This is a genomic window from Methanothermobacter crinale, from assembly GCF_055397825.1.
Map to the genome: position 1 here is coordinate 1,352,681 of NZ_AP042450.1, position 14,054 is coordinate 1,366,734.

Sequence of the window (14,054 nt, forward strand, 5' to 3'; positions counted from 1 at the left end):
TATAGCGCTGGGACTCCCAGGTTTATCCTTTAATCTTATAACTCGTTTAATTCCAACCCAAAAACAAATTCGGATAACCCTGAAAATGTTAAAAAAACTCGAATTTAAAACAAGAACACGATGAAATTTTAACCTAACTTATAATACACCCCCCTAATGGATTGTAAATGGGGGGGATGGCCCCTCTAATGAGAACCGCACTTGAAAGGTTAACCCAAAGCTTAAATGACCATAAAAAAACTACTGACATCAGGGTATCAACAATTCAAACTAGTAATTTCAAAGTAAGGACCGGGGATTAAACTCCCACTTCCTTTGGGGAGAGATAAGTATGGGGGATTAAGATGCGGCGGGACTACTTTCGCCATTACAGACAAAACCTTATACTCACCAAGGGATTCACACCAACAAATCTCAATGGGGGGGTTTCCAACCGAGGATAAAAAAACCTATTAATAATAAAAACATTATATATAAAGTAGGGTGAGTTAATATGTGTACTGTAGGAGGGCCCATGGCTGATATAAAAATGAGGAAATTAAAAACAAGACGCTGTAAGTGTCTTGATTGTGGTAACGAGTTCAAAGGCGTTGGCAAAAGGATCATATGCCCATCATGCCAATCAGATAACATAGAATGCTCAGAATAGGGGTGAAATCCTATGTGTAGCGTAGGAGGGCCCATGGTAGACATTGACCTTAAAAAGGTCACAAGCCGAAAATGTAAGTGTCTTGATTGTGGTAACGAGTTCAAGGGTGTTGGCAAAAAGGTCAGATGTCCCTCATGTCAGTCAGACAACGTAGAATGTTCAGAATAAAAAAAGATGAGATACTTTTCATCAGAGGAGACAATGGCGTTATCGGCGTGGCAAAATCAGAGAAACCACGCAACATTTTCATGGGAACGCCAAAAGAAGAGATAGTGTTATCATTGGATGAGGACGATCTTATAGCCGTCTCAGCATTCGAAACAGGCCCCAAGATAGAAAAGGCCATAAAATGCATGATCCACCTTCTAAAGGAGATAGGAACGCCTCTAATCGTGCTAGATGAGGATCATCCGACTTCTAAGCGTCTTAAAATGGTTGTATCAGTTGGCGAAACCATAAAATTAGACTGTGATATAACCCCCGGCACGCACCCAGAACAGGATTTGCTCTGCTCAGCCCCTGAACTATCAGGCACAATCATAAAACGCGCGAAAAATGGTATAATAATTGAAGGAGAAGTCGAAAGAATAGATATAGAACATTCATAGAAGTTCGTCAGGCCACCCACACCCTTAAAAGTTGTCAATAAAAAAATAAATTGGAAAGGTTTTTATATTCTTACAGAATTTGGTAGTCTACCGTTAGCGCTGTAGAAGTTTATTATCCTTGCATAGGCATATATTAAGTTTTTTGTAGTTTATTTTACCGATTGTTGTTGTGGCATAATTCGGTGATCTCCCATTGGCCTCCATGTACTTTTTGATATTCTGAACTGCTTGTAGGTATGCTGTTTTTGTGAGCGTACCCCTTGCAGTGGTGCTTAGTGGATTCGTTGGAGGCTTATAATTCTTGGTGGTTATGCTCGTTTTCTTGTTGACATTCAAGTTTATTGTTGTTACGACCGCAGCATACAAGTAATCATCTATACTTATACTCTTGTTGCCTACCGTGACCCTAGAGGGTATCTTGCCTGTTTTAGACACCTCATTTGCTATTATCTTTGAGGCTGTGGAGATTTCATTGTAAGTTAATTGTACATTGACAATAACGTTTACTGGGTTTAGATTGTCCACCGTCACATTATAAGTTCCCTTTGAAAGCAGCTTATTATAATGTTACCTTTACTGTTCGCCCGGGTTGAACCGCTACAGTTTTATTTTCCACTACTTGACCGTTTACCTTGAACTTGGCAGTGTATTTCCCCGCAAAATCACCGGTATGATATTAACCGTTACCGTCACATTTAATGGTTCACTACCACTCCTTGGCGTCACAGTAAAGTTGGAAATTTTAAAGGTCGCTGGTTGAAGTACATTAACATTTAGTCGTGTGGAGTTTTCTATCCAGATGCTATAGTTGCCTCTTTGGGTTATGGTATAATCGAATGTTACTGTTGTATTGGAATTGCTTGCTATGTTAATGATTTTATTTGCCACGGCAGTTCCTTGGACATATAGTCTGGCCATGTAATTTCCTGCAATGTCACCCACATTTTTTTTATCGTGGCTGTGGCTTTTATGGTTAAAGGCGCCACACCCTGATGGTGTCACTTGAAAACTTTGTATAATGAATTTTGCAGGTTCCAGTACAGTTATTGTAGTTGGTGAATCATCTATCCCTATAGTGTATGTTCCAGCAGTTCTTAAAAGTGTGTTGAATGTTACGATAGCTGATCCGTATCCCATGATGTTTAAGGTTTTTTTTGTCAGTTGGGAGTCCGTTAACATAAAGTGTCGCTGTGTAATCGCCACCGCCTTCCTCCATGTTCATGATTAGTGCGCTTGCATTTACATTTAATGGCGCCACCCCAGTTTTTGGCGTGACAGTGGAATTAGTTAATAAACACTGGAGATTTCAGAACTTTAACGTTCACTGGCTCTAAATATGATATTCCAACAAGATAATCGCCTGGCTCTTCTATGGTGTGATTAAAGATTACCGTCTTTGCACTTCCAGCTGCAACGTTTATTGTTTCGTTTGAAACCGACACGCCATTAATGTAAACTGTGGCAGTATAATTCCCTGCTATATCATCCGTATTAATCACCTTAGCCTTTACTGTTATATTGAGGGGTGCTGATCCGTTTTTCGGCGTCACAGTAAGATCTGATAAGGTGAATTCCGCTGGCTTTCTAACATCGACCGCCACAATATGAAGATCGTTGATTTTCACATTATGCGAGCCGGCTGTTAACATGGCCTCCATTTTAAGTTCCCAAGTTTCTCTAGGGTTTATGTTCTTGGATCTTTCTTGTATTAGTAGACCGTCAATGTAAAGTCGTGCATTATATGATCTTATCTTATCATAGGGGTTTGTGACGTTTAGTAATGCTTTTATGGCTAATGGGGCCACTCCACTTTGCGGTTCTATGCTGTAGCCTGTTATGTTTAATGGCGGTTCATGGACTCTGATTGTTACTGGCGATCCATCATTCACGCGCAGGATATAATGTCCGGTTTCTTCTATTGTTTTATCCATGGAAATCGTTACTTTTCCCTTTCCTGGCACGGTTACTATACACGTATCCCATGCTATATCATCTTTGTAGAGTGTTATTGTATAATCGCCTGTCCCCTTTGTTGGTGACTGTAACATTGACATTTAATTTAAGGGGGTGCTTCACCCTCACTTGGGGTTATTGTCACGTTGGAAAATTTTCTATTATATATAAGTTTTTAGAAGTGATAATCACTGATAAGGGATTGGGGGATTGCTATGTAATGATATGTGAAAATTAGTTATATAATCTTAACATGAAGTTGTTGATATGATTGTTGTTATTGTGTAGATTTTATGTTTACAAAGTTTATATATTGGATCTTCCCCAAAGTTAGCCAAAGGGTAAAATTTGGTTTTTTTGATGATTATGATAGACTTTTATCAATTGTTTGGTCAGCTCATCTTCATGGCCATGATGGGCCTAATACTGTTACTTTTGGTGAGTCTGTTCCTTGGAAGAATACTTTTAAGTAATAATCGTGTGGTGTTCCCAAGATTACTCCTTCTAACATTAGATTTATTCTATGGGCCGTTTAAGCGTTTCGCATCCATACTTGGGCTTAGTGAGAGTATAGTGGATCAGATTGGTGTTGAGGTTCGGAATAAGGTTAACGAGGAAAAATTCAATAATATACCAGCAGAGGATAAACTTCTAGTCCTGCCGCATTGTCTAAGACACCCGAAATGTGAAGCTCCACTGGAACCTTCTGGTCTGAAATGCAAAAATTGTAAAAAATGCGTCATCGGCATACTAAAAGAAAAAGCAGAAAAAATAGGCTACCGCGTATTCATAATACCAGGTTCAACATTCCTCAAAAAAATAGTGAAGGAGAACAAATTCAAGTCGGTGCTTGGTGTCGCCTGTTACCAGGACTTGAACCTCGCCATGATGAAATTATCCAAATTCGCACCCCAAGGCGTGCCCCTGCTCAGAGATGGCTGCTACAAAACTAAAGTAGACATCACTATGGTACTGGAAAAGATGGGCATACAAAAACCTAAAAGGCCCCGCATACAATGCGGAGTTGATCAAAAATGGACATCACCATAACAGACAACCATATCCACGTGGATCATATCAATGGTGAAGGACCTGTGAAAGTGGCTGAAAAATTCTATCGTGCAGGCGGCAAGAGGATGATAATACCCAACAAGCCCACTTGGACAATACAAAAACCATTCAATTTCAAAGAGGCCATGGAACTCGTTATAAAATATGCCAAGAAAATAAGTTCTAAGACAAGGGTAGAAGCTTATCCTATTGTAGGAGTGCACCCAGCAGAACTTTCAAAGCTTATAGAATCGGGCAAGACCATCCAGGAAGCCGAAGAACTCGCCAAGACGGGCCTTGAATATGCCCAGAGGCTCGTACTAAATGGAGAAGCTATAGGTATAGGCGAAATCGGAAGACCACACTACCCAGTAGGAGAAGAAGAATGGGAAGCCCACAATAGAATACTCTTATATGCTCTGGAACTTGCAAGAGAAGCTGACTGTCCAGTGCAACTCCACACCGAAAGTTCAAACTCTAGACAATTCAGGGAATTCTCAAGGATGGCCGATAAAGTAGGGATAAAAAAGTATAAGGTTATAAAACATTTCTCAGGCCCCTATGTCAGTGAAAGTGAAAATTATGGGCTCACACCATCCCTGATAGCTTCACGTGACGTTATAAAAAGGGCCTTGGAGAAGGGTGATAATTTTCTTATGGAGACGGATTACCTGGATGATCTGAGCAGGCCGGGCGCGGTATTGGGTCCAAAAACTGTTCCAAGGCGTACAAAGGAGTTTATCCAGAAGGGTTTTATGAGCCTAGAAGATGCTTATAAAATCCATGAAGAAAACATAGAAAAGGTTTATGGGTTAGTGTGACCCTCCAAGGAATATGCTTATCAATGTTATCATAAAGCCTATAGCCACGATCTCTATACTAGTTTTGAAGATGTTCTCCCTTGATATCGTCCCAAGGTAGACTCCAAGGATGAGCAATGCCATCATAGATAGTAGTATGGTGAGTATTGTGGCGGTTATCCTATCCTCTATGAAGAAGAATGGTATAGTTGGTACGAAGGCGCCGAGGAAACTTGAGAATCCATGGGTGAACATGCTCATGTATATTCTCCTCTTGGCTTGTTGATGTATTATGGTGTCGTTGAGGCTGCCTTTTTCCATTATCATCTTCTTTTCAAGTTCTCTCATTGTACGGGTTTCCTCCGCCCTTTCACCGATGAATGAGCCGAAGGCGTTGGACATTGCAATGGCTATACCTCCACTTAACCCTGTGAGGCCTATGAGGTAATTTTCTATTTCAACTCCGCCGATACCTGCCACTCCACTGGCTGTTAGGGTAACACCCATAACGGCTAGTATGCCATCTAGGGTCCCTAGTGCAACGTATCGGCTCATGCTAAGATATTCATGGATGAATCCCCTCAAACCCATCCTAGGATCCTCTACCCAATCTTATATGTGCCCTTGCGAGGTGTCCTGCTGCTAAGGCGCCCATGAGTGATAATTCACCTGCTAGAACTGCCCCGGCGACTATCTCTGCAAATTTTTGAACTTTCCCTGATCCTCTGACACCCATTATCTCGAGGCATTCTGATGCTGTTTCCAATCTTGTGCCGCCGCCCACGGTAGCTAGGGGGACGTCTGGTAGCGTGACTGAAAAGTGCAAGTTTCCGTTGATTTCTTCGGCTGTTGTTATGCCTAGGCTTCCTTCGGTGATGTGTGCTTCGTCTTGTCCAGTGGCGAGGAATATGGCCCCTATTATGTTCGCATAGTGTGCGTTGAATCCCATGCTCCCTGATATGGCGGATCCTGCGAAGTTTTTGGCGAGGTTGACTTCCTGTATGGCCCTTGGTGTTGTTTTAAGTGTTCTTTCCACTATCTTGGCTGGGATTTTCACCTCGGCTGTGAGGCTTTTTCCTCTGCCCTCTATGAGGTTTAAGGCTGCTGGTTTTTTATCTACGCACGCGTTTCCACTTAGGGCTATGAGGTGTGCTCCTGTTTCTCTTGTTAAGAGTTTCATGGCTTTTTCTGTGGCTATTGTTACCATGTTCATTCCCATGCTGTCTCCTGTCGTGAAAACGAATCTTGGATAGACATAGGGGCCTACTATGAGTATTGGGTCTACTTTTATCAGTTTTCCGTGGCGTGTTGTTGACTCAGCAGCCTCTTTTAACCTTCTGAAATTTTCTTGGATCCATCCTCTGACTTTTAGCGCTTCTTCTATCGATTCTGTTCTGAGTACGGGTGCTCTCGTCATCTTGTCCCCTGTTATCCTTACTGTGGCGCCCCCAGCTTCTGTTATGGCTGAGCATCCCCTGTTTACTGATGCTACGAGGGCTCCTTCTGATGTTGCGAGTGGAATGTAAAATTCGCCCTTTGCATGTTCTCCTCTGATTTTAATGGGCCCTGCGATTCCTAGTGGTATTTGTATTGTGCCGATTGGGTTTTCTATGTTCTTTTTCTGGGCCTCTTCCATGTTTATAGAATATTTGGAGATATGTTCTAGTTTTTTTCCTGTTATTCTTTCTATGAACAGTCTTCTTATCTCCACTGCTTCTTCTATGCTCGTATATTTTTCGATTTCGTGAAGTTTTATTTTTCCTTCTTTTAATCCTTGTATTATTTCTTCTTGTATCATATGATCCCTTATAATTCTTTTAGCATTTCTGGGATGTCTGACGGCTTTTCAGCCACTTGCACGTCTGCCTTTTCAAGGGCTCTTATTTTACTTTCAGCCGTTCCCGCACCCCTTTCTATGATCGCCCCGGCGTGTCCCATCCTCTTTCCAGGGGGTGCTGTTCTACCAGCTATGAATGCCATAACAGGCTTTGATATGTGCTCTTTTATGTATTCTGCTGCTCTTTCCTCGGCGTCCCCTCCAATTTCCCCTATCATGAGCATCGCCCTGGTATCCTTATCCTCTTCAAACTCTTTAAGGACATCAGCAAAGGTTAGGCCTACTATTGGGTCGCCCCCAATACCTATACATGTGCTCTGTCCCATTCCATTGCTTGTAATCTGGTGGGCGAATTCATAGGTTAGTGTCCCGCTCCTTGAAACTATGCCAATATCCCCCTCTTGGAATATGTGCCCTGGCATTATACCTAATTTACCAACTCCGGGTGTGATTATGCCCGGAGTATTAGGGCCTATAATTGTTGTTTTCATTCTCTTACCATATTCCATGATTTGCATCGAGTCGTGGACTGGTATATGTTCTGTTATTATAACTACAAGGTCTAGGTGTTTTATGGCCTCGTAGGCCGCGTCTTTTGCAAAGGGCGCTGGTACGAATATTATCGAAGCGTTTACATCTGTTTCCTCCTTGGCTTCCTCTATTGAATTGTATATTTTAACCCCTAGAAGTTCTTGACCTCCTTTGCCAGGTGTTACACCAGCCACTATCTTCGTACCATATTCTAGCATTTGGCGGGTGTGGAATGACCCTTGCTTCCCGGTTATGCCCTGTACAAGACATCTGGTATTTTCATCTAATATTATCATACTTAAACCCCCAAAACTATTATACTTTTAGTATTCTTGTTCTTTCTTCGAAGGGCGCGGCTAGGTCTATTATGTTACCGTTTAGGAAAGCTGTTGCTGATACTATGACGCTCCCAGGTATTATATGTGATGGTGCCCCTCTTCTTACGAGGTAGACATTTTTGTTGCCTAGTGCAGCGCCTAACATAGCCCCTGCAACGACACCTATACTTTCCATGTCCTCTATTGTAGCGGCTACAACAGGATCGTCTGTCTTCTCCGACACGTAACCAACCCCGGGTATTTTCCTGGTTCCTGGTTTTATCTCTTCACTGACGTCTGTAACACCATCCATGCCCCTAGCAGCTTTAATGGTTGAATTGGCAACATCTGATACGAATTCCTCACCACCGTATGTGTCGAAAGACAATATGATAGCATCAGGGTATCTGTCCTGTCTTATTTTAGCCTCTGCATAGGATATGCCCTCACCAGCACCCTCAGGGGTGCCTGATATCCCCTCAAGATCCCCTATATCCTCAGAATTCTCCCTTAGAATGTGAATTATGGCCCTGTTTATCTTCGCAGTGATCCCATCCTCCACAAAGGCACTTATAACAACATCATCACCTGTTATATTCGTCAAAGCCGCCTTATAGGCTCCCAAGTCCATGAGTACTGGGATGTCAGCCTCTAATCTCATTATCAATTCCTTGCTGCAACTTGTATCATTCCCTGATATATCAGCCCCAATAGAAACTATCTTCAACAAGATCACCAAACAAGATATAATTATATTCTGCTAATAATTTAGATCAAAATATAATATTATCCTTCCGGGGGTTAACATTGACTCTGATATGCGCACCAATAATGGAAAAAAACATGGAAAAAATACCCCAAATAGCCACAGAATATACCCAGAGAGGCGCTGACATACTAGAACTTCGGATAGATGCCATGGAAAACCCATCAAAAGCAAAAGTCAGGGAACTTGCAGCTAACATTCAAGCCCCATTCATAGCCACCAACAGACTATCAACAGAAGGAGGATTATTTAAAGGCTCGGAAAAAGAGAGGATAGAATTACTAACCGCAGCTGCAGAAGAAGCAGAATATATTGACATAGAATTACAGACAAAAAAAGAAGAACTCAAAAAAATCATAGAACTTCCAATAAAGAAAATCGTATCATACCACAATTTCCACGAAACCCCCACCCTAGAAATATTATCAAGGATAGTGAGAGAAGAAAAAAGGATAGGTGACATAGCAAAGATAGCTGTGATGCCCAAAACCATGAAAGACACACTAACCATACTAGAATTATCATCTAAAGAGAATGATCTGATCGCAATATCAATGGGCGAACTTGGAAAATATACAAGGATCATAACACCACTATTCGGGTCACCCATAACATATGCAACAGGTGGAAAACCATCAGCACCAGGCCAACTAGAAATCGAAAAAACCCGCCTAGTACTCAAAGAACTAAAACCCAAGGAGATACCATGAGAAAATCATATATACTAATATTATCATTGTTGGTTTTTGTTATTGCAACAAGCCTATACATCCACGAGAAGGAAACACTTAATATAATCATAGAAACCAATGGCACCACCGTCACTGTTAAAACTTCCACACTATCACTTTTTAATTCACCACCACCTAACATGGAGGAAGAGATCGCAAATCACATACAAACAGTCATAGACGATCCTGAAAGCACAACCGATTCCATAAAAGCCGACGTGAAAAATATAGCATCAAAGTATGGTTACAATGAAGTTAATGTCCAGTTAAGATCACAGTTCGGCGTTGACCAACTCCCCATGCCCGCCAAAGTAAGGGGAAACTCAATGTATCCAACCCTAAAGGACGGTCAAGAACTAATAGTCCTCAAGACGAAGGATTTCAAGGTAGGGGATATTGTAGTGGCAAAACACCCAGAATATGGTCTGATCGTGAAAAGAGTGGGGAAAATAGAAGGGGACATGGTATATCTCATAAGCGACAACAAAAATGTTGAAAAAGTCTATACAGGGACTTCCATAGTAATCATGGTACCATTAAACACATGGGTCCACAAATCAGATATCATAGGAGTTGTGAAAGAGGTTATGTAAGTTCTGATAACCTCTTTATCCTCTTTAACATGTTTGGGTGTGTTGAGAGCAATTCCATTATCCTCGCAGCAACACCTATCTTCACACCCCTATATTTTATCTGTTGTAGTTCACTCTCACTTATGGTCCCATTCATATCAAGATCCACCTGGCGCAGATCCTCTATCTCAGCGGTCGCACGAGAAACATCATTCACAAAGAAAGCCTTCAAACCTTCAACTTCCTTAATTTCATCCTCTTCTGAAGCCGCAGACCCATATACAAGCTTGTAAAGTGCACTCGCCAATTTATGTGGTTGGCCACCTATCTCAACACTACCATAATCTGCGTAGTATTCACGAACCCTTGAAATGAATAGGACTATCAATTGCCCGAGTAAGTAAGCCGCAAGAGCCAACAATCCCACCAAGCCCATGTCCCTGTCCCTGCTAAATATCGAACTTATATAAATGTAGTAGCATATCAAAGGCACCGCACTTATGAGGGTCATGACTATCATATCATCATGCCTTATATGGGATATCTCATGGCCCAGCACCGCCTTAAGCTCTTCTTCATCCAACAACCTTAATATACCCCTTGTTACGCAAACTCGCCCATCAGATTTTGTTCTCCCAAATGCGAAAGCGTTCGGTATCCCTATATCAGCTATTCCAACCCTTGGCTTGGGTATGCCGGCTCTCATCGCAAGTTCTTCCACCATCGCATGCAACCTTGGGGCCTCTTCCGGTGAAACATACTCTATGCGCATTGTAGCCTCAACTATACTCGGTGAGATAAGATATTGTAATAGTATGATGCCGAGGCCCAACAACATATAGAATAGGGGGCCACCAAATCCCATAATGTGTCCTATCAGCATCAATATAGCATAGACTATGGCGAATAGGAATATCGTGGCTAGGAACATTCTAAGTTTCAATTTCCAAGTGCTTATTCTCATTTTAAATCATCACCTCCAATTCTTGATATAGTATGATCTGGTATTTATCACTTTCTGTAACTAAAAGGCTTAAATTTTTATTCCCTTCTTTTTGAGTATCCTCTTAGGGTTATCTTCTAGGATTTTCTTAAGTTCTCTTTTTGGGATTCCTGCGCCAAGACCTATCTGACATGCCATATCATAATCTATAAGATCCCCTGGGTGGTGGGTGTCAGTGTTTATCACAAGCGAAGCCCCCACTTCCATTGCAACAGATGCAACATGACCATTAGCGAGACAATGCCCACTCCTCGCAGTTATCTCCAAAGTTATACTATTATCTTTTGCCATTTCAGCCTCTTCATAGCCTATAAGACCTGGATGGGCCAATATATCAACCTCGGGGGATTCCACTGCTACACGGTTAGTCCCCTCTATAACAGGTTCTACTAGCGTCTCACCATGGACTACTATAATCTCGGCCCCCAAGCGTCTAGCCTTTGATGCGAGCTTGTCTATTATTTCTATGGGTGCGTGTGTAATCTCAGCCCCGGGGATCACTTTGATATCCCAATTTTCATTCACGTCAGAGACAGCATCTATAAGATACTCTATAGTGTTTATGTTAGACGCGTCTATATGATCTGTTATAGCCACCGCCTTGTGTCCAAGTACACAAGCACGCCTTGCAATCTCTGATGGTAAAAGTTCACCATCACTCAATAGGCTATGGGTGTGTAAATCTATCCTCTTCATCATAATTCAGCCCCTCAAAATCTACCCCCACATGAAGGGATGTGGGGGGATACTAATCACCCTTTATAGTATAAGATTCCAATTATTATAACAACCTCATTTTCGGATACTAACCACCCTTTATAGTATAAGATTATTATAATATTTTTATCAGTTCATGGCCTTGCAAAGGATGAGAATATGAAGACCAGAGTTTTTGTACCATCACATATAACAGGCTTTTTTCAGATAGTGGAGCATGAGAATCCCCTTTTCACAGGGTCGAAAGGTGCTGGGGTCGCCATAGATAAAGGTGTTATAACCACAGTCAGACCATCAAGATCCGATAAAATCTCAGTAAAGGCTGATGGTAACTATGATCCTTCTAATATAACATTTAAAGTGATAGAATTGCTCAAGGAAAAATCAAAGCATATAGGGGGGGTTAAGATCTATTATAGTTTTGAGGTTCCTATGGGTTGTGGGTTCGGCGCGTCAGCCGCATGTGCACTTGGAACAGTCCTTGCCATGGCCAGGATGTTAGAACCCCCCATAACCTTTAATGAAGCCGCTTCAATAGCCCACCAAGCAGAAGTAGAACTTAAAACGGGACTAGGGGATGTTATGGGAGAATCGGTTGGTGGAATAGTCCTAAGATTAAAAGAGGGTGCTCCAGGTTATGGTTTAACTGATAAGATAATCCATGAACCATTATATGTAATATGCAAAGCCTTCGGCGAACTTGACACAACCAGGATACTCAAAGACCCCAAGAAGAAAAAAATGATAAACCTCACAGGTTCCCGGATGTTGCCAAGACTAATCGCAGATCCACGCCCAGAAAATTTCATGCGATTATCCTACGAATTCGCAGAAAAGACTAAACTTTTAACCCCAAAGGTGAAAGAAAGCCTTAAAATAGTCAGGGACGAGGTTATAGGGGCTTCAATGGCAATGCTTGGGGACACAATATTCGCACTCTCAGAATATCCAGACACGAGCCTGGCGGATCCCATTATAGCCAGAATAGACTCAAACGGCCCTAAGTTCCTCAAAGCATGAAAAATGGAAACTGCAAAGATAGTAACCCCATATCCCATCCTATCAGATTATAAAGTCACCCCCCGCGTGAAAAAATTCATTGTTATGGATAATCACGTTGATCCAACCTTCACCCTAGGGAAAACCCCATAATGGGAATGTGTATTGTGTTCACCATGTTTCGAGGATCGTTGCAATTAAAAGAACTTTGATCCCCACACACTTTACAGCCTATATTTAACCCTCCATTTAAAAGAAAAGTCGAAGATGCAGTTATTCATGGAATGGACTTGCCATTATGATTTTTTTCACACCCTGGGATATACTATTAATGGGGTATATTGCATTCCTGCCCCCACATAGTGTATAGTAATCCTCTTCTCAGGGGATCAGGTAAACTTCCCAGAAAAGTCCAACACCAAAAATTTCTCCTTTTATATGCCCCCATTTTATGTTACATGCGAATTTTAATTTGCAACTGCACAACCCCCCCACAACAAAATCTACATTAATACATTCTAGAAGAGTGAATTATTCACCCGTCCAAGGTCGGGAAGCTTCACTGAAAAAAAATCCTCACACATACAAGCTTTTAATGAGGGGCGTCCACGACCCTCACATCATATATAGTCTCGTACTTTCTACCCCCATCTCCCCCTCATCCCACACTAATAGGAGATTTAAAACAACCAGATGTTAAAAAAAATTGTCATCTTATTGTCTGCGACTCATCTTCCAAGGGGATGATACCTAATTGGGGGGGTGGCTAAACTATTTAAACTTTGAGCTAACAATATAATAGAATGTAGCTGATGAGTCCCCCTTGGGATGCCCAGTAGTGAATGTGTGAACCCAGCCAGTGAAAGGATAAGAAACCTCCCATTCATGGGGGGGTGACTCACATATTAATCCAATAGGGAATAATCCCAGCTTGGATTTTCCCCTTTTCATGGGGGGATCTCCCAAAATGATAAAGATAGTATATGATATTAGAATTTATAGGAAGACTCTCAAGGATCTTATAAGGGAATATGATACAGTAGTGGAACTGGGACCCCACGTGGGCGGGTCAACGAGAATAATAGCAGAAAAAAACCCAAGGGGGAGGATAATAGCCGTTGACAAGAGCCCCCAAGCATGTGAGGCCATGAAGAGCCTTGAAATGGAATACCCGCACCTCAAGTTCATCATGGGGGATGTTAGACGCCATGAAACCCTCGAGGAAGTCTACAAGGACATAGGATCATGTGACGTCCTGGCAGTGGATCTTGGGGGTGGCTATCACCCAGACACAACATTCAAGGTATACTTCATATGGTCCTCAACACTAAAGCCAAGAACATCCATTATAAGGAATAGGGGACTGCTAGATTTCGCAAATTCTTCAAAGATAGATGAGGACCTAGCATCAACCAAGGGATGGCTCGAATCAAGCAGCCAAGGTGGCGTGCCTCCAAGATTAAAAGAATTCAAGCTCTGGTCTGAGAAATTATACTAGAAGGGGGTAAGATCCGGGAGGTA

Annotated in this window: 19 protein-coding genes; 9 read left to right on the forward strand and 10 right to left on the reverse strand. The window is 41.9% G+C overall.

Going from position 1 to position 14,054, the window contains the following annotated elements:
• Nucleotides 1–493 precede the first annotated feature (493 nt).
• Genes ACZ5XX_RS07740 through ACZ5XX_RS07750 form a run of 3 tightly spaced genes read left to right on the forward strand, consistent with a single transcriptional unit; the run spans nucleotide 494 to nucleotide 1,257 of the window.
• The gene (locus tag ACZ5XX_RS07740; protein ID WP_146737619.1) at nucleotides 494–649 is read left to right on the forward strand and encodes a hydrogenase maturation nickel metallochaperone HypA; all 156 of its coding nucleotides are present in this window, start codon (nucleotides 494–496) and stop codon (nucleotides 647–649) included.
• 12 nt (nucleotides 650–661) lie between these two features.
• Entirely contained in the window at nucleotides 662–817 is a 156-nt protein-coding gene (locus tag ACZ5XX_RS07745; RefSeq protein ID WP_464584123.1) for a hypothetical protein, read from the forward strand.
• On the forward strand, nucleotides 805–1,257 hold the full coding sequence (locus ACZ5XX_RS07750) for a hypothetical protein (protein ID WP_464584125.1): 453 nt from the start codon (nucleotides 805–807) through the stop codon (nucleotides 1,255–1,257). Before ACZ5XX_RS07745 ends, ACZ5XX_RS07750 begins: the two co-directional genes overlap by 13 nt.
• 62 nt (nucleotides 1,258–1,319) lie before the next feature.
• Here ACZ5XX_RS07750 and ACZ5XX_RS07755 read toward each other — a convergent pair whose 3' ends face one another.
• From ACZ5XX_RS07755 to ACZ5XX_RS07770, 4 genes are all read right to left on the reverse strand, one after another.
• Complete coding sequence (locus tag ACZ5XX_RS07755) at nucleotides 1,320–1,373, reverse strand: hypothetical protein (protein ID WP_464586324.1); 54 nt, start codon at nucleotides 1,371–1,373, stop codon at nucleotides 1,320–1,322.
• Complete coding sequence (locus tag ACZ5XX_RS07760; RefSeq protein ID WP_464584127.1) at nucleotides 1,351–1,788, reverse strand: pseudomurein-binding repeat-containing protein; 438 nt, start codon at nucleotides 1,786–1,788, stop codon at nucleotides 1,351–1,353. The genes ACZ5XX_RS07755 and ACZ5XX_RS07760 overlap by 23 nt, the downstream gene beginning before the upstream one ends.
• 96 nt (nucleotides 1,789–1,884) lie before the next feature.
• Nucleotides 1,885–2,436, reverse strand: coding sequence for a hypothetical protein (locus ACZ5XX_RS07765; RefSeq protein ID WP_464584129.1), 552 nt, complete (start codon nucleotides 2,434–2,436; stop codon nucleotides 1,885–1,887).
• Between the two features lie 104 nt (nucleotides 2,437–2,540).
• Nucleotides 2,541–3,305 carry a CARDB domain-containing protein gene (locus ACZ5XX_RS07770; RefSeq protein WP_464584131.1) on the reverse strand — a complete coding sequence of 255 codons (765 nt, stop codon included), beginning with the start codon at nucleotides 3,303–3,305 and terminating at the stop codon, nucleotides 2,541–2,543.
• Nucleotides 3,306–3,570: 265 nt separating this feature from the next.
• Here ACZ5XX_RS07770 and ACZ5XX_RS07775 point away from each other — a divergent pair, with 265 nt between their 5' ends.
• Both ACZ5XX_RS07775 and ACZ5XX_RS07780 read left to right on the forward strand, forming a co-directional pair.
• Entirely contained in the window at nucleotides 3,571–4,260 is a 690-nt protein-coding gene (locus ACZ5XX_RS07775; RefSeq protein WP_464586326.1) for a DUF116 domain-containing protein, read from the forward strand.
• A complete protein-coding gene (locus ACZ5XX_RS07780; protein WP_464584133.1) occupies nucleotides 4,245–5,081 on the forward strand; it encodes a TatD family hydrolase in 837 nt (278 codons plus the stop codon). The genes ACZ5XX_RS07775 and ACZ5XX_RS07780 overlap by 16 nt, the downstream gene beginning before the upstream one ends.
• On the opposite strand, the gene ACZ5XX_RS07785 is transcribed toward ACZ5XX_RS07780, so the two are convergent.
• The 4 genes from ACZ5XX_RS07785 to ACZ5XX_RS07800 are packed head-to-tail and all read right to left on the reverse strand — an operon-like array spanning nucleotide 5,073 to nucleotide 8,472.
• A complete protein-coding gene (locus ACZ5XX_RS07785) occupies nucleotides 5,073–5,651 on the reverse strand; it encodes a TIGR00267 family protein (RefSeq protein ID WP_464584135.1) in 579 nt (192 codons plus the stop codon). The genes ACZ5XX_RS07780 and ACZ5XX_RS07785 overlap by 9 nt on opposite strands.
• A gap of 1 nt (nucleotide 5,652) precedes the next feature.
• A complete protein-coding gene (hmgA, locus tag ACZ5XX_RS07790; RefSeq protein ID WP_464584137.1) occupies nucleotides 5,653–6,858 on the reverse strand; it encodes a hydroxymethylglutaryl-CoA reductase (NADPH) in 1,206 nt (401 codons plus the stop codon).
• An 8-nt stretch (nucleotides 6,859–6,866) separates the two neighbouring features.
• Nucleotides 6,867–7,724, reverse strand: coding sequence for a succinate--CoA ligase subunit alpha (gene sucD / locus ACZ5XX_RS07795; RefSeq protein ID WP_464584139.1), 858 nt, complete (start codon nucleotides 7,722–7,724; stop codon nucleotides 6,867–6,869).
• A gap of 19 nt (nucleotides 7,725–7,743) precedes the next feature.
• Nucleotides 7,744–8,472 carry a hypothetical protein gene (locus ACZ5XX_RS07800; protein WP_464584142.1) on the reverse strand — a complete coding sequence of 243 codons (729 nt, stop codon included), beginning with the start codon at nucleotides 8,470–8,472 and terminating at the stop codon, nucleotides 7,744–7,746.
• 80 nt (nucleotides 8,473–8,552) lie between these two features.
• On the opposite strand from ACZ5XX_RS07800, the gene aroD reads away from it, so the two are divergent.
• Together aroD and ACZ5XX_RS07810 are read left to right on the forward strand one after the other, a co-directional pair.
• Nucleotides 8,553–9,221: a type I 3-dehydroquinate dehydratase gene (gene aroD, locus ACZ5XX_RS07805; protein WP_464584144.1), complete on the forward strand. Its 669-nt coding sequence runs from the start codon at nucleotides 8,553–8,555 to the stop codon at nucleotides 9,219–9,221.
• A complete protein-coding gene (locus ACZ5XX_RS07810; protein ID WP_464584146.1) occupies nucleotides 9,218–9,835 on the forward strand; it encodes a S24/S26 family peptidase in 618 nt (205 codons plus the stop codon). Before aroD ends, ACZ5XX_RS07810 begins: the two co-directional genes overlap by 4 nt.
• Here the strand turns inward: ACZ5XX_RS07810 and ACZ5XX_RS07815 are convergent.
• Both ACZ5XX_RS07815 and ACZ5XX_RS07820 read right to left on the reverse strand, forming a co-directional pair.
• A complete protein-coding gene (locus ACZ5XX_RS07815; protein WP_464584148.1) occupies nucleotides 9,828–10,778 on the reverse strand; it encodes a zinc metalloprotease HtpX in 951 nt (316 codons plus the stop codon). The two genes, ACZ5XX_RS07810 and ACZ5XX_RS07815, sit on opposite strands and share 8 nt — an antisense overlap.
• Nucleotides 10,779–10,847: 69 nt before the next feature.
• A complete protein-coding gene (locus ACZ5XX_RS07820) occupies nucleotides 10,848–11,516 on the reverse strand; it encodes a histidinol phosphate phosphatase domain-containing protein (protein WP_464584150.1) in 669 nt (222 codons plus the stop codon).
• 177 nt (nucleotides 11,517–11,693) lie between these two features.
• On the opposite strand from ACZ5XX_RS07820, the gene ACZ5XX_RS07825 reads away from it, so the two are divergent.
• Nucleotides 11,694–12,554, forward strand: a complete 861-nt coding sequence (locus ACZ5XX_RS07825) for a pantoate kinase (RefSeq protein WP_464584152.1) — start codon at nucleotides 11,694–11,696, stop codon at nucleotides 12,552–12,554.
• A 946-nt stretch (nucleotides 12,555–13,500) separates the two neighbouring features.
• A complete protein-coding gene (locus tag ACZ5XX_RS07830) occupies nucleotides 13,501–14,031 on the forward strand; it encodes an SAM-dependent methyltransferase (protein WP_464584154.1) in 531 nt (176 codons plus the stop codon).
• Nucleotides 14,032–14,054 lie beyond the last annotated feature (23 nt).

Bases quoted from the DNA above. Each gene is read 5' to 3' on its own strand.
- ACZ5XX_RS07740 (WP_146737619.1), top strand. From the start codon at position 494: ATGTGTACTGTAGGAGGGCCCATGGCTGATATAAAAATGAGGAAATTA.
- ACZ5XX_RS07745 (WP_464584123.1), top strand. From the start codon at position 662: ATGTGTAGCGTAGGAGGGCCCATGGTAGACATTGACCTTAAAAAGGTC.
- ACZ5XX_RS07750 (WP_464584125.1), top strand. From the start codon at position 805: ATGTTCAGAATAAAAAAAGATGAGATACTTTTCATCAGAGGAGACAAT.
- ACZ5XX_RS07765 (WP_464584129.1), bottom strand. From the start codon at position 2,436: ATGTTAACGGACTCCCAACTGACAAAAAAAACCTTAAACATCATGGGA.
- ACZ5XX_RS07770 (WP_464584131.1), bottom strand. From the start codon at position 3,305: ATGTTACAGTCACCAACAAAGGGGACAGGCGATTATACAATAACACTC.
- ACZ5XX_RS07775 (WP_464586326.1), top strand. From the start codon at position 3,571: ATGATTATGATAGACTTTTATCAATTGTTTGGTCAGCTCATCTTCATG.
- ACZ5XX_RS07780 (WP_464584133.1), top strand. From the start codon at position 4,245: ATGGACATCACCATAACAGACAACCATATCCACGTGGATCATATCAAT.
- ACZ5XX_RS07785 (WP_464584135.1), bottom strand. From the start codon at position 5,651: ATGGGTTTGAGGGGATTCATCCATGAATATCTTAGCATGAGCCGATAC.
- hmgA (WP_464584137.1), bottom strand. From the start codon at position 6,858: ATGATACAAGAAGAAATAATACAAGGATTAAAAGAAGGAAAAATAAAA.
- sucD (WP_464584139.1), bottom strand. From the start codon at position 7,724: ATGATAATATTAGATGAAAATACCAGATGTCTTGTACAGGGCATAACC.
- ACZ5XX_RS07810 (WP_464584146.1), top strand. From the start codon at position 9,218: ATGAGAAAATCATATATACTAATATTATCATTGTTGGTTTTTGTTATT.
- ACZ5XX_RS07815 (WP_464584148.1), bottom strand. From the start codon at position 10,778: ATGAGAATAAGCACTTGGAAATTGAAACTTAGAATGTTCCTAGCCACG.
- ACZ5XX_RS07820 (WP_464584150.1), bottom strand. From the start codon at position 11,516: ATGATGAAGAGGATAGATTTACACACCCATAGCCTATTGAGTGATGGT.
- ACZ5XX_RS07825 (WP_464584152.1), top strand. From the start codon at position 11,694: ATGAAGACCAGAGTTTTTGTACCATCACATATAACAGGCTTTTTTCAG.
- ACZ5XX_RS07830 (WP_464584154.1), top strand. From the start codon at position 13,501: ATGATAAAGATAGTATATGATATTAGAATTTATAGGAAGACTCTCAAG.